A 23,317-nucleotide genomic window follows, 5' to 3' on the forward strand; every position below is an offset into this window, starting at 1 on the left:
CACCGCGCCAGAACACCAGCAGGACCACCCCCTCAGGCGCCCCACCACAGACCTACGAGACGCCCACCTGGCATCCACCGGCACCCACCCGTCTGGTCAACCGCTGGCGATAGCGGCCCGGAACGCGCGGTCATGGTCATCGACGGGTGCATCCTCCAGCGCGGCGACGAACACCACCACTGCCTGAGCTCCCTCCTCCCAGCCACCACCCTCGCGACCGCCCTCCTCACGGCCACCGCCCCCACGGAGTTCTTCCGCCAGTCCCACCCAATGGTGGTAATTGGGGTGTTCCATCTCGGTGCAGCCGACGGCCGGGGCCAGCCCGGCGATGGCCGCGTCCAACTGCTCCGGGGTGAGCTCGTAGGTGGCGGTGCCGGAGGTGTGCCCACAGGCCAGGCCCAGGGCGATGGCGGGGAGAAGGCGCTCGCCGACGTTGACCAGGGTGAAGGTGGTTCTACCCTCTCGGTGCACTCCGACGGCGTAGGCGGCGGGCCGCTCCCAGCCCGGGTGACCCTCCTCCAGGCGGGTCAGCCCGGTAATGATCTCGTCCCTGGTGTTCCACTGCTCGCTGGTGTTCCGCTGCTTCATGGGTTCCCCCTCAGACCTTGAGGTCGCCGGTGGCGACGGAGACGGCGTATCCACCGATGTGGACCCGGTCGCCGCGCCACCGCAGCAGCAGATCTCCGCCACGCTCGGAAGCCTGGTGGGCGGTGAGTTCGGTGCGGCCCAGGCGTTCGCCCCAGAAGGGCGCCAGCACGGTGTGGGCGCTGCCGGTCACCGGGTCCTCCGGCACACCCGAGCCCGGGGCGAAGAACCGGGAGACCATGTCGTATTCGGCGCCGGGCGCGGTGACGATGATGCCGCGCGCGGGGATGTCGCGCAGGGCGTACAGGTTCGGGGCGAGGGCGCGGACGGCGGCCTCGTCGGCGACCTCGACGAGCAGGTCGTCGGTGCCGCCACGACCGACCCACAGGGGCTCCACGCCCAAGTGTTCGGCCAGTCCTTCGGGGGCGTCTGTCCTCTCCGCCGGTCGGGCGGGGAAGTCCAGCCACAGCCGCCCGTCCTCGGCGGTCACTGTGAGGGGGCCGCTGCGACTGCTGAAGCGGTAGGGGCCCTCGACTCCGAGTTCGGCGAGCGCGTGCGCCGTGGCCAGGGTGGCGTGCCCGCACAGGTCGATCTCGACCTCGGGGGTGAACCAACGCAGTTCACGCGTGCCGTCCGCCAGGGGTCGGGTGAAGGCGGTCTCGGAGAGGTTGAACTCGGCCGCCACCCGTTGTGCCCAGGCCTCGTCGTAGGGGCCGTCCAGGACGAGTACGGCCGCGGGGTTGCCGGCGAAGGGCCGGTCGGTGAAGGCGTCGACGACTCGATATTCCATACGTTCAGAGTAGGACGTGCCGGTCATTGCAGGTGTGGCTCGTCCAGGATGAACATGGTCTGGGTGCTCTTGACCTCGGGCAGACGTTGGAGACGTTCGAGGACGAAGGTGCGCAGTGCCGCGGCGTCGGTGACGCGCACGAGGAGGAGCAGGTCGACGTCGCCGGAGACGAGGGCGGCGTGGTCCACTTCGGGGATGTCGCGCAGGTACTCGCGAAACCTCTCCCAGGAGTGCTGTTCGATGCGCACCGACACGTAGGCGGACAGGGCGGTGCCGTACTTTTCGGGGTCGATGACGGCGGTGAAGCCCCTGATGACGCCCTGGTTACGGATGCGTTCGAGCCGAGAGTAGGCGTTGGCCCGGGAGATGTGCGCGCGCTCGGCGACGGCGCGGATCGACATTCGACCGTCATCACGCAGGAGGGCGATGATCCGACGGTCGGTGTCGTCCAGCTGCACGGCCATGTGTCTTACCTCATACCGTCTGCGTCGTGGACATATTGGATGTTCTTCAGCATTAGGGGCCTTACTGGGCAGTTCGTCCAGCATCGGCGTGAAGGCATCGACAATATGGGGTGATTCGACTCATATTCAAGACATGAAGCACACCGATGAGCGAACTCGTCCGGTTCCTCCTCTGCCCTCCCAGGAACCGGTGCGCCTCGTGGACCGATACGGCGGCCGTCGCGAACACTCCTCGTTCACCGCTCCCGACCACGCCGTACTCGCCGAACTCCACCGAGCGATGGTCATCGGACGTCGCTTCAACCAGCAGGCCGGCACCCTGGCCCGCCAGGGACGACTCGCGGTCTACCCGTCCTCGACGGGGCAGGAGGCCTCCCAGGTCGGCGGGGTGCTGGCCCTGGGAGAACGGGACTGGCTCTTTCCCACCTACCGCGACAGCGTCGCCATGATCACGCACGGCGTGGACCCGGTGGAGACGCTCACGCTCTTCCGCGGGGACTGGCGCTCCGGGTACGACCCGCACCGTTACCGCTGCGCCCCGCAGTGCACCCCGTTGGCCACCAACGCCTCGCACGCCGTCGGGCTCACCTACGCCGCCCGACGCAAGGGCCGGGACGTGGCCGCCCTGGTCCTGATGGGCGACGGCGCCACCAGTGAGGGCGACGCCCACGAGGCCTACGACTTCGCGGCCGTGTGGAACACCCCGGTGGTGTTCCTGGTCCAGAACAACCGCTGGGCGACCAGCGTGCCGTCGCACCGGCACGGCATGCGCGGCTACCACGTGGACGGCAACGACGCCGCCGCGGTGCACGCCGTGGTCGCCCACGCCCTGGCCGAGGCCCGCGCGGGCGGCGGCCCGGCCATCGTGGAGGCGCTCACCTACCGGGTCGATCCGCACACCGACTCCGACGCCCCGCAGCGGTACCGCGACGACGGCGAGGTGGAGTACTGGGTCGAGCGCGACCCGTTGATGCGCATGGAGATGCTGCTGCGCAACGAGCAGATCGTCGACGACGGACTCCTGGGGATCTACGAGCGCGACGCCGAACGGGTCGCCACCGCGGTCCGCGACCGGATGGCGGGCGAGGACAGACTCGATCCCGCGTCGTTGTTCACCGACGTCTACGCCCAGGTCCCGCCCGTGCTGGAACGGCAACGACACGAACTCGCAGAGGAGTTGCGGGAGGCCTGATGGCGCACACGTCCCTCATCTCCCTCTCTCGGATCACCGTGCCGAGCACACGGGAGGCCCCGGATTCCGCGGGCGGCAATGGCGCCGCCGACCACAACGCGGATTCGGGTGCCGTCCTGGTGGGCCACGGCACGGGAACGGGCGGGCGGGCCGCCTCGGTCAACGGCGATCGACGGCCCGCCCACCACCCCCCATGACGAAGGGCCGCGCGGTGAGCGCGGCCCTTCGGGGAGTCCTTGAGCTCCCCCCGCCAGGAGGAACACCTGGCTACGTGGACCCCCGGGGTCGTCCTGCTACTCGCCCTTACCGCGCAGGCGGTCGATGAACGAGGCGATGCCGTGGCGGCCGTTGCTCTCGGCCATCACGCCCTTGCCGCTGTCGTCGGTGGCGCCGGCGTGGGCGCCGGAGGGACGACGGATCCAGGCGAAGGCCAGTGCGATGAGGATCGCGGGGATGATCGCCAGGGTCAGCAGGCCCGCGGCCGAAGGCGTGCCCTCGGCGTTCATCAGGCCGAATCCGGAGAGGTCGTTGGCCGCGGTCTCGGCGGTGACGTCGGAGTCCTGGCCCTCGTCCTCGGAGGTCGCGGCAGCGGAGTCCTGCTGCTCCTCTTCCTTCGCGTCCTGCTCGGCCTGCTCTTCGGAGTCGTCCTCGGAGTTCTCCTCCTCGGCCTTTTCCTCCTCTTCGGCCTTCTCCTCCTCGGGCAGGTGCTCCTCGGGGACCGGAGCGACCGCGTCCTCACACTTGTTGTCGGACTGCTGGAAGGGGTGCGGAGCGCCCTCCTCACCGTTGCCGTCGCCCCACTCGGTGATGAAGTACTCGACCTCTGCGTGACCGTTGCCGCCGTTGACGACGAGGGACTCGTCGTCCCACTCCTCGCCCATCATGTCGGCGAAGGTCTTGCCGTCGATGTCCAAGAGGACGTCGCAGTCGTTGGAGGGCTCACCGGGACCGCGGTCACCGATGAAGAACTCGTGCTGCTCACCCTCGTACTCGATGTAGCCCTCGGTGCCCAACGGCCAGCTGGGGCTGGAGAAAAGCCCCTTCTGCATGGGCTCGCCGCCTGCGGGCGCACCCGTGTCACCGTTGACGCCGGAACCGTCGTCCCAGAAATAGGTCGCGGTGACTTCGCCGTATTGGATGGGAGTGTCGTTGCTCATGGATTATCAGCCAGGTTGGTGACAGGGCCGAGGAGGCCGCCCAGGACAGGTCAGGGCACACGGACGCACGCGGAGCGGCACCCGGTGGGTGTGATCAGGTCATGGGACTTCCCGCGTCGCTGGCGGCGAGTGGCGGGTGGGAACGGGGGGCCGGATCGGCTCCGCCGTACAGCCGGCACTTGGATTCGCGCGGCTCGTTCCCCGAGACGAAAGAAGGCCTCGTCTTCCCTTCCGGCCTGTGGCCGGTCAAGGGCTCGGCACCGGCTCGTTAAAGATCCATAACGAACCGGTCACGAAGGACACTAACCCAGGCTTTGGCAAAGTACCGACGGCCCATGGGTAAAATGACGGTGCGTGTTCGGGAAATTACGAAATGACGCGGCCCGACAAAGCTCCCGAAATCACGAAAAACCCCTGGCGACAGGAGTTCCGAGCGTTGGGCGCGGGCGGCGTTCGAGCCCACGGGTGGTTCTCGTCATAAACCGATTCACCCGGTGCGATACGGGCCAGAACCGGCTCCAAGGCCCACATAGGCACCGGCAGGTCACGAAACGGAGTTCCGTCCGACGCGCTCTCGCAGTGGGCGATCGTGGTAAAGACCACGCAAGCCTGTGCCGTCTCCGGGTCCATCGGACGTAAAGAACTCCCCGGTGGGTCGTCCCACCGGGGAGTCGAATCCGGATCATCCGGGTCAGGTCACCTGTGACCTGCGATTGAAGCGTTCGGCACGCCACTCCCCCGACTCCACGACCTCCACCAAGTGGGCGGCCGCGTCGAAGACGTCCACGTAACGCAGATACAGCGGGGTGAATCCGAAACGCATGACGTCGGGGGCACGGAAGTCACCGATCACGCCGCGTTCGATCAGCGCCTGCACGATCGGGTATCCGGCGCCCTCCTCCGGCTGCGACAAGGCGACCTGACTGCCCCGACGGTCGTGTTCGGCCGGTGTGATCGAGGACAGGCCCACCGAGGCCGCTCGCGCCAGGAACAGGTCGGTCATGGCCAGGCTCTTGGCACGCACCCGGGCCATGTCGGCCTTGGCCCACACGTCCAGCCCCGCCTCCAGGGCAGCGTCCGCGACCAGCGGCTGTGAGCCGCTGAGGAACCGGGACACTCCCGGGGAGGGCTCGTAGTCGGGCGTGAAGTCGAAGGGGCGGGCGTGACCGTGCCATCCGCTCAGCGGCTGTTCGGCCGCCGCGTGGTGGCGACGGGCCGCGTACAGGAACGCGGGGGCGCCGGGACCGCCGTTGAGGTACTTGTACGTGCACCCCACGGCGAAGTCCACGTCCTGGCCGGACAGTTCGATGGGGACGGCTCCGGCGCTGTGGCACAGGTCCCAGACCACCAGGGCGCCGTGTTCGTGGGCCAGGCGGGTGATGCCGGCCATGTCGCGCAGGACACCGCTGCGGTAGTCCACGTGGCTCAGCAGTAGGACGCCCACGTCCCCCCGGGCCAGTTCCGCGGCCAGTTCGGGGCCGTCCGGGTCGATCCGGCGCTGCCGGGCGCCGGTCAGGGCGGCGGCACCCTCGGTGACGTAGAGGTCCGTGGGGAAGTTGCCCGCCTCCCCCAGCACGACCGAGCGACCGGACAGCCGCAACGCCGCGATCAGGCACTTGAACAGGTTGGCGGAGGTACCGTCGCCGACGATCACCTCGTCGGGGTCGGCGCCCACCAGCGGAGCGACCTTCGCGCCCAGGGTGCGCGGCTTGTCCCACCAGCCGGCGTCGTTCCAGCTGCGGATGAGGTCCTGTCCCCACTCACGCTCGATCATGTCGGCGACCCGACCGGGGGTGGAACGCGGCAGCGCGCCCAGTGAGTTGCCGTCGAGGTAGATCACCCCTTCGGGGAGGACGAACTCCTCGCGGAGGTGGGCGAGGGGGTCGGCCGCGTCCAGGGCGGCGCACTCCTCACGGGTGGTGGGTGTCATCGGATCCCGCTTCCTGCGTACGTGGTTCGAAGGTTCGGTTCGAGTGGGCGTCACACCGTGCTGCGCAGCGACCACAGCTCGGGGAAGACGTCCCGCTCGGCGATGCGGGCCAACCACTTCAGGCCGTTCGACCCGCCGCTTCCGGGCTTACCCCCCATGGTGCGCTTCACCGCCATCAGGTGCAGGTGACGCCACCGGGTCACCCGCTCGGCGACGTCCATCAGGCCCTCGGCCAGCAGGAACAGCTCGTTGCCGGGACGGTCGTCGTCGTAGACCTCCAGCCAGGCGCGTTCGACCTCGTCGGAGGGCTCGTACTCACCGGTCCAATCGCGTTCGGCGACCGCGTCGGGGATCGGCAGACCGCGACGGTGCAGCAGGCGCAGCGCGGCGTCGTACAGGCTCGGGCGCTCCAAGAGCTCGGTGAGTTCGGAGACCACTCCGCCCATGGCCTTGTGCGGGCGGATCAGGGCGGCGGACTTGTTGCCCAGGACGAATTCGAGCTTTCGGTAACCGTAGGACTGGAAGCCCGAGGCCTCACCGAAGGCGTCCCGGAACCGGTTGAACTGGGTCGGGGTCATGTCGGCGAGCAGACCCCAGGAGGAGTTGAGCACGTCCTGGGCGTTGCACGCGCTGCGCAGCGAGGCCAGGGCCGTGGGCACGTCGTCGGCCTCCAGGGCGTCGCGGGCGGCCTCCCAACGCTGCCGCACCTGAGGGAAGAGCAACTCCATCACCTGGGTGGTGACGATGAACGCGGACTCGGCGGGTTCGTCGGTACGCGGTCGCTCCAGGTCGAGCAGGGTGTCGATGCCCACATAGTCCACGTAGGGGGTGTTGCGGTCGAACTCCAGGGTGGGCTTTCCCCGGTTGCTCTCGGCCTTGTCGGCCCGGGCCGTCGCGGCGTCCTCCGCGCCGCTCTCGGCGGGTGCGTAGGGACACTGCTGGACGGGCGTGTTGGAGAGCATTGCTATCTACCCCTCGGGTACGGCGTGACTTCGTGAGTTCACATGATCGGACAAATCACCCGAGGAAGGAATGGCCGATGGTGCCGCGGATCCCTGATCGGGTTTACATTCGTTACAGGAAACCGATGTCGACCTTGGGAACGAAAAGTATGTTGGACGGTGTTGATCAACGGATCCTCCACGAGCTCCAAGGGGACGGGCGTTTGTCGTTCAACGAGCTGTCCCGCAGGGTCAACCTCTCGGCGCCCGCCGTGGCCGACCGGGTCCGCCGGCTCACCGACCGCGGGGTCATCACCGGCTACCACGCCCACGTCGACCCGGCCGCCGCCGGACTGCCGGTGACGGCGCTGGTGCGGATGGAGTGCTTCGGCGCCCACTGCCTGTTGCGCGAACGATCCTCGCTGGAGCTGCCCGAGATCCTTCAGGTGCACCGGGTCACCGGGGACGCCTGCTGCTTCCTACTCATCGCGGTGCGCTCCATGGAGCATTTCGAGGAGGTCATCGACCAGCTCGCCGAGCACGGTCGCCCCTCCAGCACCATGGTCATGTCCAGCCCGGTGCCCTGGCGCGCGGTGACCGTACCGGAGGCGCCGTGAGCATCCTGGTCGACACCCCGGTCTGGCCGGGCCCGCGCGGGTGGCTCTTCGCGCACCTGGTCAGTGACGAGTCCCTCGACGAACTGCACGCGTTCGCCCGTGGGCTGGGGGTTCCCGAGCGTGCCTTCGAACGCGACCACTACGACATCCCCGAACACCTGCACGCCCGGGCGGTGGCGCTCGGCGCCGAGCACGTCAGCGGACGCGAGCTGGTCACCCGATTGCGCGCCTCAGGGCTGCGCAGGCCCAAGGGGGATCATCGTTCGGCCTCCCTGTCCACCAGACCCGCCTCGTAGGCGAGGATGGCGGCCTGCACCCGATTCTTCAGACCGAGCCGGTTGAGGATGGCGCTCACGTAGCTCTTGACGGTGCCCTCGACCAAGAAGAGGCGTCCGGCGATGTCGGCGTTGGACATCCCCGTTCCGACCAGGGCGAGCACCTCGCGCTCGCGATCGGTGAGTTCGGTCAGACGTTCGGTGGCGGCGGCCTCCCGGGACGCCCTCCCGGAGCCCATCCGACTGATCACCTGACGCGCGACCTGCGGGGACAGGTAGGCGCCGCCGGCCGCGACGGCGTGCACCCCGGAGATGAGTTCGCGCGGGTCACCGGCCTTGAGCAGGAACCCGGCGGCCCCGTCGCCGAGCGCCTGGGAGATGTACTCGTCCTCGCCGAAGGTGGTCAGGATGACGACCCGGATGTCCGGTGCGACCCTGCGGAGTTCGGCGGTGGCGGCCAAGCCGTCCATCCGGGGCATCCGGATGTCGAGCAGGACGACGTCGGGGCGGTGGGCGATGGTGAGTTCCACGGCCTCGCGTCCGTCCGCCGCCTCGGCCACCACCTCGATCTCCGGGTCGCTCTCCACGATGGCCCGCACACCCGCGCGGATCATCGCCTCGTCGTCGGCGAGCAGCACCCTGATCACGAACGTTCCTCCTCGGGTCGATGGTCCGCGGGAAGCATCCCACAACGGCGGTATCACGGGCCCCGCAGCTCCTCCTTGAAGACGAGCACCTCGTCCTCATAGCAGAGTTGATAGAAGTCCGCGTCGGTCTCGACCGTTCCCGATCCGACCCGGTACTGGTCGCAGCCGGGGTCGAAGTCGGCGATCTCCTGCAGGGTCGCCCGGCTCACGTCGCCGAGCGACCACAGGGGCAGCAGGGTGCCGAGTTCGTCACGGGTGCGACCCACCTCGACCTCGGCGTACTCCTCCGGGGACAGCGTGGGCTCCGTGACGTCCTGGAGCAAGAGCAGGTACATCATGACGACCGCGGCCACGAGAAGCAGGGCGGGGGCGGCGAACAGCGCCAGTGACCAGTTCCGGACCCCGCGACGGGCGTTGTGCTGCAGGCGATCGATCTCCGCGGCGTCGTCGGGGCGAATCTCCTCGTCCGGCACCGCCTCACCGTCCAGGGGCAGGACCGCGCACACCTCCCACCCGTTCTCGTTCGGGCCGGCCGCGAAGGTGCCGCCGGTCAGCCGAACCCGTTCTCGCAGGCCGACGAGTCCGCGATGACCGCTGACCGCTCCTCCGCCGGAGGCGCCCTGGGTGGCGGTGTTGGTGACACGGACCTCCAGTCTTCGGGTGTCGGCGGTGAGCCGCACCGTGGCCCGCGACTCCGAGGCGTACTTGGCGACGTTGGTCAGGGATTCCTGCACCACCCGGTGCGCGGCGCGGTCCACCATCAAGGGAAGATCCTCCATCGGCCCCTCCCAGACGAGCATCACCCGCAGCCCGGAGTCGCGGACCCGTTCGACCAGTGCGGCGATGCTCTCGTCGGCCGGGCTGATGGGCGCCCTCCGCTCGCCTTCGTCATCGCTGAGGACCCCGATGATCTCGCGCAGGTTCCGGGTGGCGGAGACCGCGGTCTCCCTCAGCTCGACCACCTTCTCCCGGTGGTGTTCGTCCAGGTCCCGGGCGACCTCCAAGGCACCCGCCCGGAGCGCGATGAGGGTGAGTTCATGGCCGAGGGAATCGTGCATGTCGCGGGCGATGCGGGAACGTTCGCGCATCCGCGCCTGGTCGGCGGTCAGCCGTTGCTCCCGCCGCGTCCGACGGGCCTGTTCCCACCCGCCCTCGGTCAGTTCCACCTGTTGACGTCGGTAGACGCCGACCAACCACGGCACGGCCACGGACAACACGGAGAACAGGACGGAGATGACCCAGAACACCGGGTCCTCCCCTCTCGCGACGAACCACGCGTCCGCGCACACCACGAGCGTGAACACGATGAGCGCCGCCACCGGACGCGTCCTCGGGGAGCGCTTTCCCGCCAGGTAGGCCGCGCACATCAGCACGACGCCGAAGACCGCGAGCAGGTAGCCGAGGGCCAGGGCCAGGCAGGGAGCGAGTATCGGATGGAATCGGCTGAGCACCACCACCGCCACCGGACCGACCAGGGCGACCAGGACGTGCCACGGGCTCCAGGTTCCCAGCACCGACAACACGTGCAGTTCCGCGGCCATGAGCAGGTAGAAGGCCAGGGTCAGGAAGACGTCGCGTACGACCGCTCCCCGGTCGGGCCATCCGGGTCCGGGGGTGAGGAATCGGCGTAGTCCGCCGAGGGGCTGGGGAGGGGGGTGTTCCATGGGAGGGAACCTACACATTCGCGGGCACGAATCGGGACTTCGGTGGACCTATCATGGGATGGTTCGCGGCCGAGGGCGAGTATAGAACGAGGGCGGATGTCACCACTTGAGACCCTGCGGCGCATGCACCGGATCGCCGGTTGGCCCTTGCTCCTCGCCACCTTCCTGGCCCGTCTCCCCATCTCCATGACCCTGATCGGGCTCCTGACGCTCGTCACCGTCACCACCGGCAGCGTCGCCGCCGCGGGGCTGGTCTCGGGCGCGTTCGCGCTCGGGGAGGCCGTGGGCGGACCGGTCATCGCCCGTTTCGCCGACCGTCACGGGCAACGTCTCCCGGTCCTGGTCACCGCGCTCGTGGACACCGCCCTGATCGCCGTGCTCGTCGCCGCGGTGGTCGCCGACGCGCCACTGCCGGTGCTGGTCGTGCTCGCCGCGCTCGGTGGTCTGTGCCTGCCCCAGGTCGGGCCCATGGCCCGCACCCGTTGGGTGGTGCTGATCCGCAAGGGGACCGAGCGGGGTCCGGAACGCGAACGGTCGGTGTCGGCCGCCATGTCCGTCGAAGGGGTGCTGGACGAGGCGTCCTTCGTCCTGGGCCCCGCCCTCGTGGGCGTCCTCACCGTGACCCTGTCCCCCACCGCGAGCGTCATCGGCGCCGCCGTGCTCCTGGGCGTGTTCGGCACCGTGTTCGCCCTGCACCCCACCGCCCCGCCCGGCAGCGCGCCGGCGCCCGGTGGCGGCGGGCGCATCGGCCGCCCGGCGCTGATGGTGTTGACCGTCCCCATGTTCTGCCAGGGCCTGTTCTTCGGTGGGATGTCCACCGGTGTGACCGCCTTCGCCGCCAACGCGGGGCACGGCGACCTGTCAGGGCTCATGTACGCGGTGATGGGGACCAGCAGCGCCGTGGCGGGCCTGCTGATGGCCTCGCTGCCGATGGGGTTCACCCTGACCGCGAGGACGCGGGTGGCCGCGGGAGGCCTGGCCCTGCTCACCCTGCCGCTGTACCTGGAGCACGGGCCCGCGACACTCGCCGTGACGATCTTCGTGCTCGGTTTCGCGATCGGCCCGCACATCGTGAGCCTGTTCGGTCTGATCGAACGGGCCGCACCGCCCGAGCGGCTCTCGCAGTCCATGGCCATCGTGCTGAGCAGCCTGATCCTCGGTCAGGCACTGGGGTCCATGGTCGCCGGCACCCTCGCCGACGCCCATGGCCACTACGGCGCGTTCGCGCTGGCCACCGCGGGCGGTGTCGTCTCGTTCGCCATGACCACCCTGGTGTTGCGGGGGCACTGGTACACACGTCGGGACGAGCGGGCCCTGGAAGAGGCCGTTACTCGCTAGGGACGATCTGGAGACGGATCTCGCGCTCGGTGAGCTCGTCCACCGCCGAACGGGGCAACCGATCGTCGGTGACGATCAGGTCGAACTCCTCCAGGCGTGCCACCCGGAAGGTGCCGAACTTGCCGTACTTGGTGCTGTCCACCACCAGGACGCTCTTGGAGGCGATGCGCAGCAGCTCCTGCTTGGCGATCACCTTGGCCTCGGAAGGGGTGGTGGAACCGCGGTCGACGTCCCAGGAGCTGCTCGCGATGAACGCGAGGTCCACGTTGACCTGCCGCAGGAAGTCCGCGGTGAACTGACCGACCGAGGAGTGGTCCGAGTGCGAGACCACACCGCCGGTGTGGATCAGCTCGATGCCCGGGTACTCCATGAGGTGGCCGACGACGTTGAAGTCGCTGGTGATGACGGTCAGCCCCACCTTCTCGGTGAGCAACGGCACCATCTGCAGCGTGGTCGTGCCCGCGTCCAGGTAGATGGTGAAGTTCTCCCGCACCAGGTCGGCGGCGGCGCGCGCTATGGCCCGCTTGGCGGGCACCTCCAGCTGGGCCTTGGCCAGGTAGGAGGGTTCGCTCTTGAGACGGGCGGCCAGCCGTACCCCGCCGGTGACCGACAGGACCTTGCCGTCGTTCTCCAGCGCCTGGATGTCCCGACGCACCGTCATGTGGGACACGGACAGCATCGACGTGAGCTCGTTGATACTCAGCACATGACGCTCCTGAAGGAGCTTGAGGATGTGCTCTCGCCGTTGGTCCGGAATCATCGTTCGCCTCACACTCGGGGCCTGCCTGAGGGTGCCGTGCCGTCCCGACACCCGATAACAAAGTTTCCCAGTTCGCCGCGGCCGGAACTGACCGACGCGACGTGACAACCCTCGCACTGGGGCCGCGCGGGGCCGTACCGCTGCGGCCACAAGCGCGACAGGGACGGGCCTTGGTGGGCGTTTTTCCTGTTTGCACCACGTGCGGCGCCGGTTTTTGCGACCCTTGGACACATGACGTTGTCCATCGCACTACGCGGAGACACCGCACGCTACCCGGGTAACACGCTGCCGGCACTACGTTCAGCCTTGCGCGGCGGGGTCGACCTGGTCAAGATCGACGTCCACCTGACCGCGGACGGGTATCCCGTCCTGGTGGACGAACGTGTCGTGACCCTCCCGGGTTCCCAGACTCGCCAGGTGGGCGAATTGACCCTGGCCGAGCTCGCCGCCGCTCGCGAGGACGTGGAGCGGCGTGTCCCGACACTGATGGAGGTCCTGGCCGAGTTCTGCGGCCGGGAGGCCTCCCCGTTGATGATCGACGTGCTCTCACCCGAGGCGGCGCTGGCCGCCGACACGGTGCTGCGAGAACACGGCTTCGTCGACCAGGCCCTGTTCACCGGACCGGTGGAGGCGCTCCGGGCGCTGCGCGAGCGCAGTCCGGGCGCACGGCTGATGCTGGCCTGGGATCAACCGGGGGCCCCACCGCAGGACCTGGTGCGTTCACTGCGCCCCGCTTTCCTGGGCACGCACTACACGCTGCTGAACCGGGAGACGATCGGTGAGATACACCGTTCCGGTCAGCGGTTGGTCGCCTGGACCGTGAACGATTTCCCGGAGATGGCACGGCTCATCGGAATGGGCGTGGACGCCCTCGCCACCGAACGCGTCGACGACCTGGTGTCGTTGACCACCGGCCGGGCACAAGCGCCTCCGATACCCGTGGAAGCCGATTCCGGTGCCCTTCCCCCCATTGCCCCCGGGGTGGCCGGCCCGAATCGAGTTCCCTGACAAGTCCCACGTGACAGGGGTGGAGGGAGGGGTCCGTCCACCCCTGTCGAATACAAGGGCGTACAACAACCGACTGAGATAACCGGAAAATGACGGCCGACCTCTCCCCTCACGCGCTGCGCACTACGGCCACCGTCCTGGACTGCGCCGCCCGCCTGTTCGACGAGCACGGCTCCCGCGGCATGCCCATGCCCGACCTGACCCATCGGATCGCCGTCGAGACCGACACCGACGCCGCCAACCTGCGGCGTGCCTTCCCGACCCGTCTGGACCTGGTCCACGCGGTCGTACTGCACGCCACCCGAGAACACGTCCAAGACCGGTTGACCGCCGACGACCCGCGGGCGCCCGCCACCGAACGCATGGCCGACCTCGTCCGCGGACACATCACCGGCGGCTGGAAGCACCGCTCCGCCCTCGCGCTCAGCCAGGAGCTCCTGCCCACCCTGCGCGCCATCGACCCCGCACGGCACCGGGAGCTCGTCTGGTTGCACCGCAGTCTGCGCGAACGCGTGCGGGAGATCATCATCGCCGGGGTCACCGAAGGCCGCTTCACCGTGACCGACACCGGCGTGTCCGCCTGCAAGGTCCTGGAGACCTTCGAATCGCTCGTGTACTGGTACGACCCCGAGGCCGGGCTGAGTCTGCGGGACCTGAGCGAGGTCTACGTCGACCTGGTCATCCACCACCAGCTCGGCTGCCCGCGCTGATTCACACCCCGAGCAGCTCGTACAGGTCCACCGACTCGGCGATCGCACGCAGGCCCGCGTCCCCCGGGTGCAGGTGGTCACCGGAGTCGTACTCCGGCCGCAGCCGCGTGGGGAACTCGGGGTCGCGCAGCACCGCGTCGAAGTCCCACACCCCGGCGAACGACGACTCCGGGTCGTGGGCCTGATCGCGCAGGTAGGAGTTGACCCTGTACCGCTGTTCCTCCACCGTCGCCGTGCAACGCGCCGAGCCGGCACACGGCGCCAACGTCGCCACGAACACCCGCACGTCGTGCTCGTTCCCCATCCGCGCCAACCGATTCAGGCCGGCGATCACCTCCTCGGAGGAGGCTCCCCAACGCAGGTCGTTGATCCCCGCGAACACCACCATGCTCCCCACGCCGCTCTGCGAGAACACGTCACGCTGTGCCCGGTGCAGCATGCTCACGCCGTTGGCGTAGACCGAGACGCCCTCTCCCGGATAACCGTCGGCCGTCACCCTGTTGCCGGCCACCCCCAGATTCAGCACGCCCGGGTGGGGCAGGTCCCGGCTCTGCCCCAGGCGGTCGCTGAGCACGTCCGGCCAGCGGGTGTGCGCGTCCCTGGTCGACCGGATGCCATCGGTGATGGAGTCCCCGAAGGTCACCACCGCTCCCGGGCCGTCCGTCACCTCGATACCGGTGACGAAGGGCCACTGGTCCACCACGCCCGTGTACGGCTCACCCGTGCGGTCCAGGGTCTGGTCCCCGCTGCCCGGCGGGCTGGTGTAGTTGGTGTCCACCGCCGCGTAGTGGATCGGCGCCGCCGTCACCTGTTCCGGCAGGTGGATGCTGACCAAGGCCTCGGTATGTGGCGGCAGCAACACTTCCACGGGGTCGCTGTACAGGCGGCCTCCGGCCGGGATGACGGCGCCGGGCGCCCCATCGAAGGTCAGCGGAACGGCCGCGCCGTACGTGGTCGGGCCGTCCTCCTGCAGGGCGATGGACGCCGCCCCGATGGTGACCGGCCGCGCCGCGAAGGTGTTGTCCAACCGCACGCGCACCTTGTGCCCGCCGGTGGTGGAACGCACCGCCAGGCGCAGGGTCTGGTCCTCCCATGGGCCGACCTCGGTGTACCCGGAGGTGGCGCGAGCCCAGGTTCCGGTCCACTCCTGCGCCGCGGGACTACCGCCCACGGAGAACACGTGCATGTTCGCGCGGGGATCGGCGACCTCGGGCATGACCACGTGGTCGACCTTCCGGCCCGGGTCCAAGGGGATCGAGCGCGCGTACAGGCGCACCGAACCGATGGCGTCCTGACCGAAACCGGACGAGGAGTTGGCGTAGGGCAGGGTCAGGGCCGCGTCTCCGGCGGGCCCCGCGGCCCACTCCGGGACGACCAGGTCGAACTTGTGCTCGCCGCCGTCGGCGTAGACCACGCTGCCCACACCGCGGACGTCGGCCCCGGTGCCGTCGGTTCGGGTCCCGGTGGCCAGGAAGGTCACCGAGTCCATCCGGGACGGGACGTCCTCCAGAGCGAGGCGTTGGCTTTCGGCGACCATGTGGTCGGGGCGTCCCTCCCCGTAGGCGGGCAGGCTCAGCGGGGTGTCCAGGAGGGTGATCTCGCCGCCGGGGAGCCAGCCGGCGGCTTCCAGCGTGCGCGCGGACAGGCTGTTGCCCGCGCCGTCCAGGTCACCGGCGTCGGCGGTGCCGTCCTGGGAGACACCGGTGCGGTCCAGCAGGGAGGCCAGGGGCAGAGCGTCCGACCGCTCGGCCTCCGGAACGGTGCGGTAGGTCACCTCGAAGGCGTCCTCCGGACCGATCCCGGTCACCAGGATCGCCCCCGCCACCGCCGCGGCGACCCAGCGAAGGGCACGGGTCGGTCGGGTCCGGTGCCACCCCGTTCGTGTCGATCGACCTCCGCCCACCCCACGCCTTCCCCCGGTTGCACCATGTCCCTCGACCCGTCCGACGTCCCCGATCCGGTGATGGTTGCTGAGACCTGGGACACGCCCGTCCCCTCGGGCCGCCCGCCAGTTTAGGGGAGATCGGGGGTGTCACCCCGCCGTTGGCAGGCGTCCCCGGGCGTGACCGAGCGCACCGTTTTCGAACGAGCTTTCGGCTTTGCCCAAGAAGTCGACCAAATGCACAAATGGGAGAACCATTCGGACAAACGTCACGAAAACCGAGAGAGGCGTCGAAACCCACTCTGGACGACTGTATTGGGAGAGTCCGGAGCGCCGACGGGCGAAACGCACCGCCGGCGCCACTCGGCAAGGGAATCCACACAGGTGAGAGGGGTAGGCCGGGCAGGACTCGAACCCGCGACCCAGGGATTATGAGTCCCCTGCTCTAACCAACTGAGCTACCGGCCCTCCGCCGTTGGCAAACGTCATCCTAACAGGATGTGTCCGCCGTTTCCTCGCTCGAATCCGTTACTCAGCAGGGGTTGCCCGACCCCCCGTACACCCAGGGCGGCCCCTGACCCGACCTTGGTCACAGGCGCCGGCGGAGCGCGGTCTAGGGTGGGTTGACGCGGCACTCGCCAGGCCGTACCCCCTGGGCCCGGCGCCGGAGCCGCCTCGAACCCGTTGGTAACATCGCGGGCCGCACATCGTCGTCAGGAGAGTTCACGCATGTCCAAAGCACCCGTCAACGTCACCGTCACCGGCGCCGCCGGCCAGATCGGCTACGCCCTGCTGTTCCGGATCGCTTCCGGCCAGCTGCTCGGCGCCGACACCCCGGTGAAGCTGCGCCTGCTCGAAATCCCCCAGGCCGTCAAGGCCGCCGAGGGCACGGCGATGGAGCTCGACGACTGCGCCTTCCCCCTGCTCCAGGGCATCGACATCTTCGACGACGCCAAGAAGGCCTTCCAGGGCACCAACGTCGGCCTGCTGGTCGGTGCCCGCCCCCGCGGCAAGGGTATGGAGCGCGGTGACCTCCTCGAAGCCAACGGCGGCATCTTCAAGCCCCAGGGCGAGGCCATCAACGCCGGCGCCGCCGACGACGTCCGCATCCTGGTGGTCGGCAACCCCGCCAACACCAACGCCCTCATCGCGCAGAACCACGCCCCGGACGTTCCGGCCGAGCGCTTCACCGCGATGACCCGCCTCGACCACAACCGCGCGCTCACCCAGCTCGCCAAGAAGCTCGACGTGTCGATCAACGACATCAAGAAGCTCACCATCTGGGGCAACCACTCCGCCACCCAGTACCCGGACCTGTTCAACGCCGAGGTCAACGGCTCCAACGCCGCCCAGGCCGTGAACGACCAGGCCTGGCTGGAGAACGACTTCATCCCGACCGTCGCCAAGCGCGGCGCCGCGATCATCGAGGCCCGTGGCGCGTCCTCCGCCGCCTCCGCCGCCAACGCCGCCATCGACCACGTCCACGACTGGGTCAACGGCACCCCCGAGGGCGACTGGACCTCCGCGGCCATCCCGTCCGACGGCTCCTACGGTGTGCCCGAGGGCATCATCTCCTCCTTCCCGGTCGTGTCCGAGAACGGTGCGTGGAAGATCGTGCAGGGCCTGGAGATCGACGAGTTCTCCCGCGGCCGCATCGACGCCTCCGTCCAGGAGCTCGTCGAGGAGCGCGACACCGTCCGCAAGCTCGGTCTGGTCAAGTAGGACCCCCCGCGAGCACGAATGGCGGGCACCTCCCATGAAGGGGGTGCCCGCCATCGTCTTCCCCCTTTGTCCCGAAGAGGGTTCGGGAGCGGGCAGTATAGAGACCGTGAGTCTCATCGATGTGCTTCCGGCCGAACCTGAACCCGATACCCTCTTCGAGGCTTTCGCTTCGTGGGCCGAGGAGCGGGGTCTCACCCTCTATCCCCACCAGGAGGAGGCCTTGATCGAGGTCGTCTCCGGGTCCAACGTCATCCTCAGCACCCCCACCGGCTCCGGCAAGAGCATGGTCGCCACCGGCGCCCTCTTCGCCGCCCTGGCCCGGGACGAGTGCGCGTTCTACACCGCGCCCATCAAGGCACTGGTGTCGGAGAAGTTCTTCGACCTGTGCAAGATCTTCGGCACCGAGAACGTCGGCATGATGACCGGTGACGCCTCCGTCAACGCGGACGCCCCCATCGTGTGCTGCACGGCCGAGGTCCTCGCCCAGATCGCCCTGGCCGAGGGCAAGGACGCCGACATCAACACCGTCGTCATGGACGAGTTCCACTTCTACGCCGAACCCGACCGCGGGTGGGCGTGGCAGGTGCCGCTGCTGGAGATGCCGCAGGCCCAGTTCGTGCTGATGTCGGCCACCCTCGGCGACGTCAGCCGCTTCGAGGAGGACCTGGAGAAGCGCACCGGCAGGTCGACCACCGTGGTCTCCTCCGCGGAGCGCCCCGTGCCCCTCTACTACGACTACCGGGTCACCCCGCTCCACGAGACCCTTGAGGAACTCCTGAGCAGCGGCGACGCCCCCGTGTACATCGTGCACTTCACCCAGGCGCAGGCCGTGGAACGCGCGCAGTCGTTGACCAGCATCAACATGTGCACCAAGGAGGAGAAGGCGAGGATCGCCGAGGAGATCGGCAACTTCCGCTTCACCACCAAGTTCGGCCGTAACCTGTCGCGGTACGTGCGGCACGGCATCGGCGTCCACCACGCCGGGATGCTGCCCAAGTACCGACGCCTGGTGGAACGGCTGGCCCAGTCCGGACTGCTCAAGGTCATCTGCGGCACCGACACCCTGGGGGTGGGCGTGAACGTGCCCATCCGCACCGTGCTGTTCACCGCGCTGAGCAAGTACGACGGGGTGCGGGTGCGCAGGCTGCGGGCCCGTGAGTTCCACCAGATCGCCGGACGCGCCGGCCGGGCCGGGTTCGACACCGTCGGCAACGTCGTCGCCCAGGCGCCCGAACACGTCATCGAGAACGAGAAGGCCTTGGTCAAGGCCGGCGACGACAGCAAGAAGCGCCGCAAGGTCGTGCGCAAGAAGGCGCCCGAAGGGTTCATCTCCTGGGACGAGGCGACCTTCCGCAAGCTCATCGAGGCCGACCCCGAACCGCTCAACTCGCGGTTCCGGGTGAGCAACGCGATGTTGTTGAGCATCATCGCCCGCCCCGGCAACTGCTTCGCGGCGATGAAGCACCTGCTCACCGAGAACCACGACGACCGCAAGACCCAGCGCCGGCACATCCACGACTCCATCGCGATCTACCGTTCGCTGTTGGACGGCGGCATCGTGGAGACCCTGCCCGAACCCGACGAGCAGGGACGCACCGCCCGGCTCACCGTCGACCTACAGGCCGACTTCGCGCTGAACCAGCCCCTGTCGACGTTCGCGTTGGCCTCCCTGGACCTGCTGGACGTGGAGTCGACCACCTACCCGCTCGACGTGCTCACCGTCGTGGAGTCCACCCTGGACGACCCGCGGAAGATCCTCGGAGCGCAGCTCAACAAGGCCCGTGGCGAGGCCGTCCAGCAGATGAAGATGGACGGCATCGAATACGAGGAGCGCATGGAGCTGCTCGAAGACGTCGACTACCCCAAACCCTTGGAAGAGCTCCTCGAACACGCCTACGACGTGTACCAGCGGGGCCACCCGTGGGTGGGCGACCACCCGCTGCGACCCAAGACGATCGCCCGCGACATGTACGAGCGGGCGATGACCTTCACCGAGTACGTGGGCTTCTACGACCTCGCCCGCTCCGAGGGGCTGGTCCTGCGCTACCTGGCCGGCGCCTACAAGGCCCTCAACCAGACGGTGCCCGACGACTCCAAGACCGAGGAACTGCGCGACCTCATCGAGTGGTTGGGCGAACTGGTCCGACAGGTCGACTCCAGCCTCCTCGACGAGTGGGAGAAGCTCACCAACCCCGAGGAGGAGGTCGAGGGAGAGGACAAGACGGAGGCCGAGGAGAAGGTCCGCCCGGTCACCGCCAACGCCCGCGCCTTCCGGGTCCTGGTGCGCAACGAGATGTTCCGTCGTGTGGAGCTGGCCGCTCGCCGCCGCTATGGCGAACTCGGCAAGATGTCCGAGGACGACGAGTGGGACGGCGAGGAGTGGGCCGAGGCCCTGGAGGAGTACTACGCCGAGCACGACGAGATCGGCATCGGTCCGAACGCGCGCGGCCCGAAGATGCTCCAGATCACGGAGGAGAAGGACGTGTGGCGGATCCGGCAGGTCTTCGCCGACCCGGAGGAGCACCACGACTGGGGCATCAGCGCCGAGGTCGACCTGGCCGCCTCCGACGTGGAGGGCCGTGCGGTCGTCCACGTCACCGACGTGGACCGGATGTGACCGAGGCGTTCAATCGAGCAGGTGGGCGTTGACCTCGCGCACCCGCGCGGCGAGGTCGGGGCGCTCCACCACGACCCGTCCGGCCGTGGTCAGGCGTTCGGCCCCGTCACAGTCGACGAACAGGTCGGGTTCGCGCCAGGCCAGTACCACCCGCGGAATCGGGGTGTCCAGGATCAGGGCGCTGCACGAACGCGGCCGGGAGGCGCGGGCGCTACAGGGTTCCAGGGAACTGTAGATCGTGGCCGTGGCCAGGCGGGGGTCGTCGCGGTCGAGGCCGCGCAGGGCGACCTCCTCGGCGTGGTCGTGGGGGTCGTCGCGGCGGGAGTGACCCTCGCCGAGGACCAGGCCGTCGGCCGTGACGATCACGGCGCCCACCGAGAACGCGGTGTCCGACGGCGGGCTGGAGCGGGACAGCTCCACGGCGCGTTCCAGCCAGTGCGTATCGGCGTCACCCTCGGCGGGGGCGATCATCCGTTCTCCTCCGAGGTGAGGCAGTACCGCAGGACGGCGACCTCGCCCAGGGAGCGGGCCTCCACCAGGCGCATGGGGGTACGTGGGGTGTAGGGGTAGGCGCCGGGCCGGACGAAGCTCGGAGCGTCCTCCTCCCCCACGAAGAACGGGGCGACGGCCAGACGAAGCTCGTCCACCAGTCCCGAGGTGAGGAAGAGGGTGTGGATGTGACCACCGCCCTCGACCAGGAGGCGTTCGACCCCGCGATCGGCGAGATCGGTGAGGATCGCGTCGACGGTGGGCGGGTCACCAGCGTCGACGACGTCCGCGGGCGGGTGGTCCTCGGGCCGATCCGAGAGCAGCCGGGTCGCGGTGTCCACGCCCGCTCCCCCCGTGTACACCACCGCGCCGGCGTCGCCGGTGGTGAAGAAGCGGGCCTTCGGGTCGATGTCGCCACCGCGGGTGATCACGGCTTTGAGAAGGTTCTCCGTTCGTCCCTGTTCGCGTCGGCGCTCGCGCAGAACCGCTGAGCGGACCAGCAGACGCGGGTTGTCGGCCCGCAGGGTGCCCGCGCCGACGAGGATGGCATCGCATCCGGCGCGCAGTTCGTCGATCTCGGCGAAGTCGGCTTCGTTGGACAGCCGGAGGCGTTCGGGGCCGGTGTCGTCGATACGCCCGTCGACCGACATCGCACAGCTCAGGATGGTGTAGGGACGGTCCATGTCCCCAGGCTAGCCGGGTCCGGAGCCGAGCAGGGCGAGGGTGCGGGCACGGCGCGTTCCCTTCCCGGCGTCGTGCATTTCATGAAGGGTTCGGAACCGTGCCGAACGAATACGGCCGGACTCTTCGGTAGTGGGTTATCGCTGGCAGTGGGCGGTTCCGCGAATTGATCGGCCAATTCCTTTGGCGCGATGAGGGATTTTCGCCATGACCGTTACCTCTTCCGGTCCTTGGTCGACCGGGCCCCGGATCCCTCGGTGACGCGCACCCTCCGTACACGTGCGCCTGGGCCGGTTCCTCGCATAATGGACATTAGGCGTAAAAGCACAAGAAACCCCAGATCGAGCCTTACCCACAGAGCCCGTATCTTCGAGGTCGACCTCGGGCGACGTTTTTTACCACATGTATCCTGGACTCGGTTAACAACCAGGCGAACTCGGAATACAATCCTGGGAGTCGACCACACTTCCCCACCTCAGAACAAGAGGACGGCGATGTCTCGTTTCACCTCCCCCGATTTCCTGAGGCAGGCGGGGGACAATCACGTCCGGGCGAAACCCCCGCCATCCGTCAACCTGACCAGGGCCAGCGTCAGCCGACTGCATTCCTTCCACCTCAAGGGCAAGGACCACTTCGAGGTGGATCGGGCGTTCGCCGCCCAGGCCGACCAGATCGCGCCCGGCTTCGTCGACCTCGTTCTGGGAGAGCGCGCCTTCCTTCAGCGCGCCGTCCGACACATGGCCACCAACCTGGGCATCACCCAGTTCCTCCACGTGGGGGCGGGCCTGCCCGCGCCGGGAGACCCCCACCAGATCGCCCAGGAGGTCACGCCCGAGGCCCGCGTGGTCTACGCGACCTCGGACCCGATCGTCCTCACCCACCACCTCGCCCTGACCCGTGGCCGCACGGCCACCGCCGTGCCCGCCGGTCTGGAGAACCCCACCCGGCTGCTGACCGACCCCGAGAGCAACCGCTTCCTCGACCTGGAGCGGCCGGTCGGCCTCCTGCTCACCGGCGTCGTCTCGCACACCCCGGACGCCGAGGCCGCCGCGGACGACATCGCCACCCTGCGCAACGCCCTCGCCCCCGGCAGCCACATGGTCCTCAGTCACTATTGCCGCCCCGACCCCGTACGGCACCCCAAGGACGCGCGCCGCGCCGACCAACTGGAGCGACTGTTCCTGCAACGGCTCGGCCACGGGCACTGGCGCACCGAAGAGGAGATCGCCACCTTCTTCGACGGGTGGGAATCGGTTCCGCCCGGCCTGCTCCAGGCTCAGAAGTGGCGCACCATGCCGGTGGCTCCCCCGGTCCCGGGCAGCTACCAGATGCCGCACCGCAACCGGCGACTGATCATCGGCGGTATGGGCCGCATCTGACCGCGAAAGCCCCGTACCCGCGTTGGAGCCCCTGAGGCCCGGCAGCGGGCGGGGTCCGCACCCTTGTGTCACCCCGGACACGACGAAGGCCCGCCGGATCACTCCGACGGGCCTCGCTCACCGCTCCCGCGACTGGACTCGAACCAGTAACCTGCCGGTTAACAGCCGGCTGCTCTGCCAATTGAGCTACGCGGGATCGCGCTCGGGGAAAGTCTAGCGTTTCCAAGATAGGTACGCGAACGCCTTTCCGCAGCTCCCGCGACTGGACTCGAACCAGTAACCTGCCGGTTAACAGCCGGCTGCTCTGCCAATTGAGCTACGCGGGATCGCGCCGTCCCGTGACCCGTGGGTCGCGGCGACATCACTAGACTAGCGCGCTCGCGGAGTGCTCAGGACCGGTGTCGGCCCGTGTGGTGGGCACCACGAGGCGGTAACGTCGGGCACGGACCACTCCGACCGTCACCAAGGC

General features: G+C 68.8%; 22 protein-coding genes and 3 tRNA genes. 10 read left to right on the top strand and 15 right to left on the bottom strand.

Annotation, left to right across the window (positions count from 1 at the left end; all coding sequences use genetic code 11):
- Positions 1-96: 96 nt before the first annotated feature.
- From BQ8420_RS28415 to BQ8420_RS28425, 3 genes are read right to left on the bottom strand one after another with little or no spacing between them, the layout of a single operon-like run.
- On the bottom strand, positions 97-588 hold the full coding sequence (locus BQ8420_RS28415) for a hypothetical protein (RefSeq protein ID WP_087103081.1): 492 nt from the start codon (positions 586-588) through the stop codon (positions 97-99).
- Between the two features lie 10 nt (positions 589-598).
- Entirely contained in the window at positions 599-1,375 is a 777-nt protein-coding gene (locus BQ8420_RS28420; RefSeq protein WP_087103135.1) for a PhzF family phenazine biosynthesis protein, read from the bottom strand.
- 23 nt (positions 1,376-1,398) lie between these two features.
- Positions 1,399-1,839: an Lrp/AsnC family transcriptional regulator gene (locus tag BQ8420_RS28425; protein WP_087103084.1), complete on the bottom strand. Its 441-nt coding sequence runs from the start codon at positions 1,837-1,839 to the stop codon at positions 1,399-1,401.
- Between the two features lie 133 nt (positions 1,840-1,972).
- On the opposite strand from BQ8420_RS28425, the gene BQ8420_RS28430 reads away from it, so the two are divergent.
- The gene (locus BQ8420_RS28430; protein ID WP_087103086.1) at positions 1,973-3,031 is read left to right on the top strand and encodes a thiamine pyrophosphate-dependent enzyme; all 1,059 of its coding nucleotides are present in this window, start codon (positions 1,973-1,975) and stop codon (positions 3,029-3,031) included.
- A complete protein-coding gene (locus tag BQ8420_RS28435; RefSeq protein WP_087103088.1) occupies positions 3,031-3,228 on the top strand; it encodes a hypothetical protein in 198 nt (65 codons plus the stop codon). The genes BQ8420_RS28430 and BQ8420_RS28435 overlap by 1 nt, the downstream gene beginning before the upstream one ends.
- 96 nt (positions 3,229-3,324) lie before the next feature.
- Here the strand turns inward: BQ8420_RS28435 and BQ8420_RS28440 are convergent, their stop codons facing one another.
- The 3 genes from BQ8420_RS28440 to BQ8420_RS28450 form a co-directional block, all read right to left on the bottom strand.
- On the bottom strand, positions 3,325-4,188 hold the full coding sequence (locus BQ8420_RS28440; protein WP_087103090.1) for a hypothetical protein: 864 nt from the start codon (positions 4,186-4,188) through the stop codon (positions 3,325-3,327).
- A gap of 691 nt (positions 4,189-4,879) precedes the next feature.
- Positions 4,880-6,118: a kynureninase gene (gene kynU / locus BQ8420_RS28445; protein ID WP_087103092.1), complete on the bottom strand. Its 1,239-nt coding sequence runs from the start codon at positions 6,116-6,118 to the stop codon at positions 4,880-4,882.
- Positions 6,119-6,168: 50 nt separating this feature from the next.
- Entirely contained in the window at positions 6,169-7,080 is a 912-nt protein-coding gene (locus tag BQ8420_RS28450) for a tryptophan 2,3-dioxygenase (protein ID WP_087103094.1), read from the bottom strand.
- Positions 7,081-7,229: 149 nt separating this feature from the next.
- Here BQ8420_RS28450 and BQ8420_RS28455 point away from each other — a divergent pair, with 149 nt between their 5' ends.
- The gene (locus BQ8420_RS28455) at positions 7,230-7,676 is read left to right on the top strand and encodes an Lrp/AsnC family transcriptional regulator (protein WP_087103096.1); all 447 of its coding nucleotides are present in this window, start codon (positions 7,230-7,232) and stop codon (positions 7,674-7,676) included.
- Positions 7,673-7,972 (top strand): DUF4031 domain-containing protein, encoded by a 300-nt coding sequence (locus BQ8420_RS28460; RefSeq protein ID WP_087103099.1) that lies wholly within the window; start codon positions 7,673-7,675, stop codon positions 7,970-7,972. Before BQ8420_RS28455 ends, BQ8420_RS28460 begins: the two co-directional genes overlap by 4 nt.
- Here the strand turns inward: BQ8420_RS28460 and BQ8420_RS28465 are convergent.
- Both BQ8420_RS28465 and BQ8420_RS28470 read right to left on the bottom strand, forming a co-directional pair.
- Positions 7,933-8,598, bottom strand: coding sequence for a response regulator transcription factor (locus BQ8420_RS28465; RefSeq protein WP_087103101.1), 666 nt, complete (start codon positions 8,596-8,598; stop codon positions 7,933-7,935). The genes BQ8420_RS28460 and BQ8420_RS28465 overlap by 40 nt on opposite strands.
- Positions 8,599-8,651: 53 nt before the next feature.
- On the bottom strand, positions 8,652-10,262 hold the full coding sequence (locus BQ8420_RS28470; protein ID WP_087103103.1) for a sensor histidine kinase: 1,611 nt from the start codon (positions 10,260-10,262) through the stop codon (positions 8,652-8,654).
- 96 nt (positions 10,263-10,358) lie between these two features.
- On the opposite strand from BQ8420_RS28470, the gene BQ8420_RS28475 reads away from it, so the two are divergent.
- Positions 10,359-11,600, top strand: coding sequence for an MFS transporter (locus tag BQ8420_RS28475; protein ID WP_087103105.1), 1,242 nt, complete (start codon positions 10,359-10,361; stop codon positions 11,598-11,600).
- On the opposite strand, the gene BQ8420_RS28480 is transcribed toward BQ8420_RS28475, so the two are convergent.
- Positions 11,590-12,360 (bottom strand): DeoR/GlpR family DNA-binding transcription regulator, encoded by a 771-nt coding sequence (locus tag BQ8420_RS28480; RefSeq protein ID WP_087103107.1) that lies wholly within the window; start codon positions 12,358-12,360, stop codon positions 11,590-11,592. The genes BQ8420_RS28475 and BQ8420_RS28480 overlap by 11 nt on opposite strands.
- Positions 12,361-12,591: 231 nt before the next feature.
- Here BQ8420_RS28480 and BQ8420_RS28485 point away from each other — a divergent pair, with 231 nt between their 5' ends.
- Positions 12,592-13,368, top strand: coding sequence for a glycerophosphodiester phosphodiesterase (locus BQ8420_RS28485; RefSeq protein WP_087103110.1), 777 nt, complete (start codon positions 12,592-12,594; stop codon positions 13,366-13,368).
- A gap of 89 nt (positions 13,369-13,457) precedes the next feature.
- Positions 13,458-14,078, top strand: coding sequence for a TetR/AcrR family transcriptional regulator (locus BQ8420_RS28490; protein ID WP_087103112.1), 621 nt, complete (start codon positions 13,458-13,460; stop codon positions 14,076-14,078).
- A gap of 1 nt (position 14,079) precedes the next feature.
- Here BQ8420_RS28490 and BQ8420_RS28495 read toward each other — a convergent pair whose 3' ends face one another.
- Together BQ8420_RS28495 and BQ8420_RS28500 are read right to left on the bottom strand one after the other, a co-directional pair.
- A complete protein-coding gene (locus tag BQ8420_RS28495) occupies positions 14,080-15,981 on the bottom strand; it encodes a GDSL-type esterase/lipase family protein (protein ID WP_087103114.1) in 1,902 nt (633 codons plus the stop codon).
- Positions 15,982-16,354: 373 nt separating this feature from the next.
- Positions 16,355-16,428 (bottom strand) — tRNA-Ile (locus BQ8420_RS28500).
- 261 nt (positions 16,429-16,689) lie between these two features.
- Between BQ8420_RS28500 and BQ8420_RS28505 the strand changes: the two genes are divergently transcribed.
- Positions 16,690-17,682, top strand: coding sequence for a malate dehydrogenase (locus BQ8420_RS28505; RefSeq protein ID WP_087103116.1), 993 nt, complete (start codon positions 16,690-16,692; stop codon positions 17,680-17,682).
- 121 nt (positions 17,683-17,803) lie between these two features.
- Positions 17,804-20,299 (top strand): RNA helicase, encoded by a 2,496-nt coding sequence (locus BQ8420_RS28510; protein ID WP_087103137.1) that lies wholly within the window; start codon positions 17,804-17,806, stop codon positions 20,297-20,299.
- Positions 20,300-20,308: 9 nt separating this feature from the next.
- Here BQ8420_RS28510 and BQ8420_RS28515 read toward each other — a convergent pair whose 3' ends face one another.
- Positions 20,309-20,770, bottom strand: coding sequence for a dCMP deaminase (locus tag BQ8420_RS28515; protein WP_087103117.1), 462 nt, complete (start codon positions 20,768-20,770; stop codon positions 20,309-20,311).
- The gene (locus tag BQ8420_RS28520) at positions 20,767-21,471 is read right to left on the bottom strand and encodes a dihydrofolate reductase family protein (protein WP_087103119.1); all 705 of its coding nucleotides are present in this window, start codon (positions 21,469-21,471) and stop codon (positions 20,767-20,769) included. Before BQ8420_RS28520 ends, BQ8420_RS28515 begins: the two co-directional genes overlap by 4 nt.
- A gap of 492 nt (positions 21,472-21,963) precedes the next feature.
- Between BQ8420_RS28520 and BQ8420_RS28525 the strand changes: the two genes are divergently transcribed.
- A complete protein-coding gene (locus tag BQ8420_RS28525) occupies positions 21,964-22,848 on the top strand; it encodes an SAM-dependent methyltransferase (RefSeq protein WP_087103121.1) in 885 nt (294 codons plus the stop codon).
- Positions 22,849-22,971: 123 nt separating this feature from the next.
- On the opposite strand, the gene BQ8420_RS28530 is transcribed toward BQ8420_RS28525, so the two are convergent.
- Both BQ8420_RS28530 and BQ8420_RS28535 read right to left on the bottom strand, forming a co-directional pair.
- Positions 22,972-23,044, bottom strand: a tRNA-Asn gene (locus BQ8420_RS28530).
- A gap of 57 nt (positions 23,045-23,101) precedes the next feature.
- A tRNA-Asn gene (locus tag BQ8420_RS28535) sits at positions 23,102-23,174 on the bottom strand.
- Positions 23,175-23,317 lie beyond the last annotated feature (143 nt).

Origin of the sequence: Nocardiopsis sp. JB363, assembly GCF_900143625.1 — a bacterium.
Classification (GTDB): domain Bacteria; phylum Actinomycetota; class Actinomycetes; order Streptosporangiales; family Streptosporangiaceae; genus Nocardiopsis.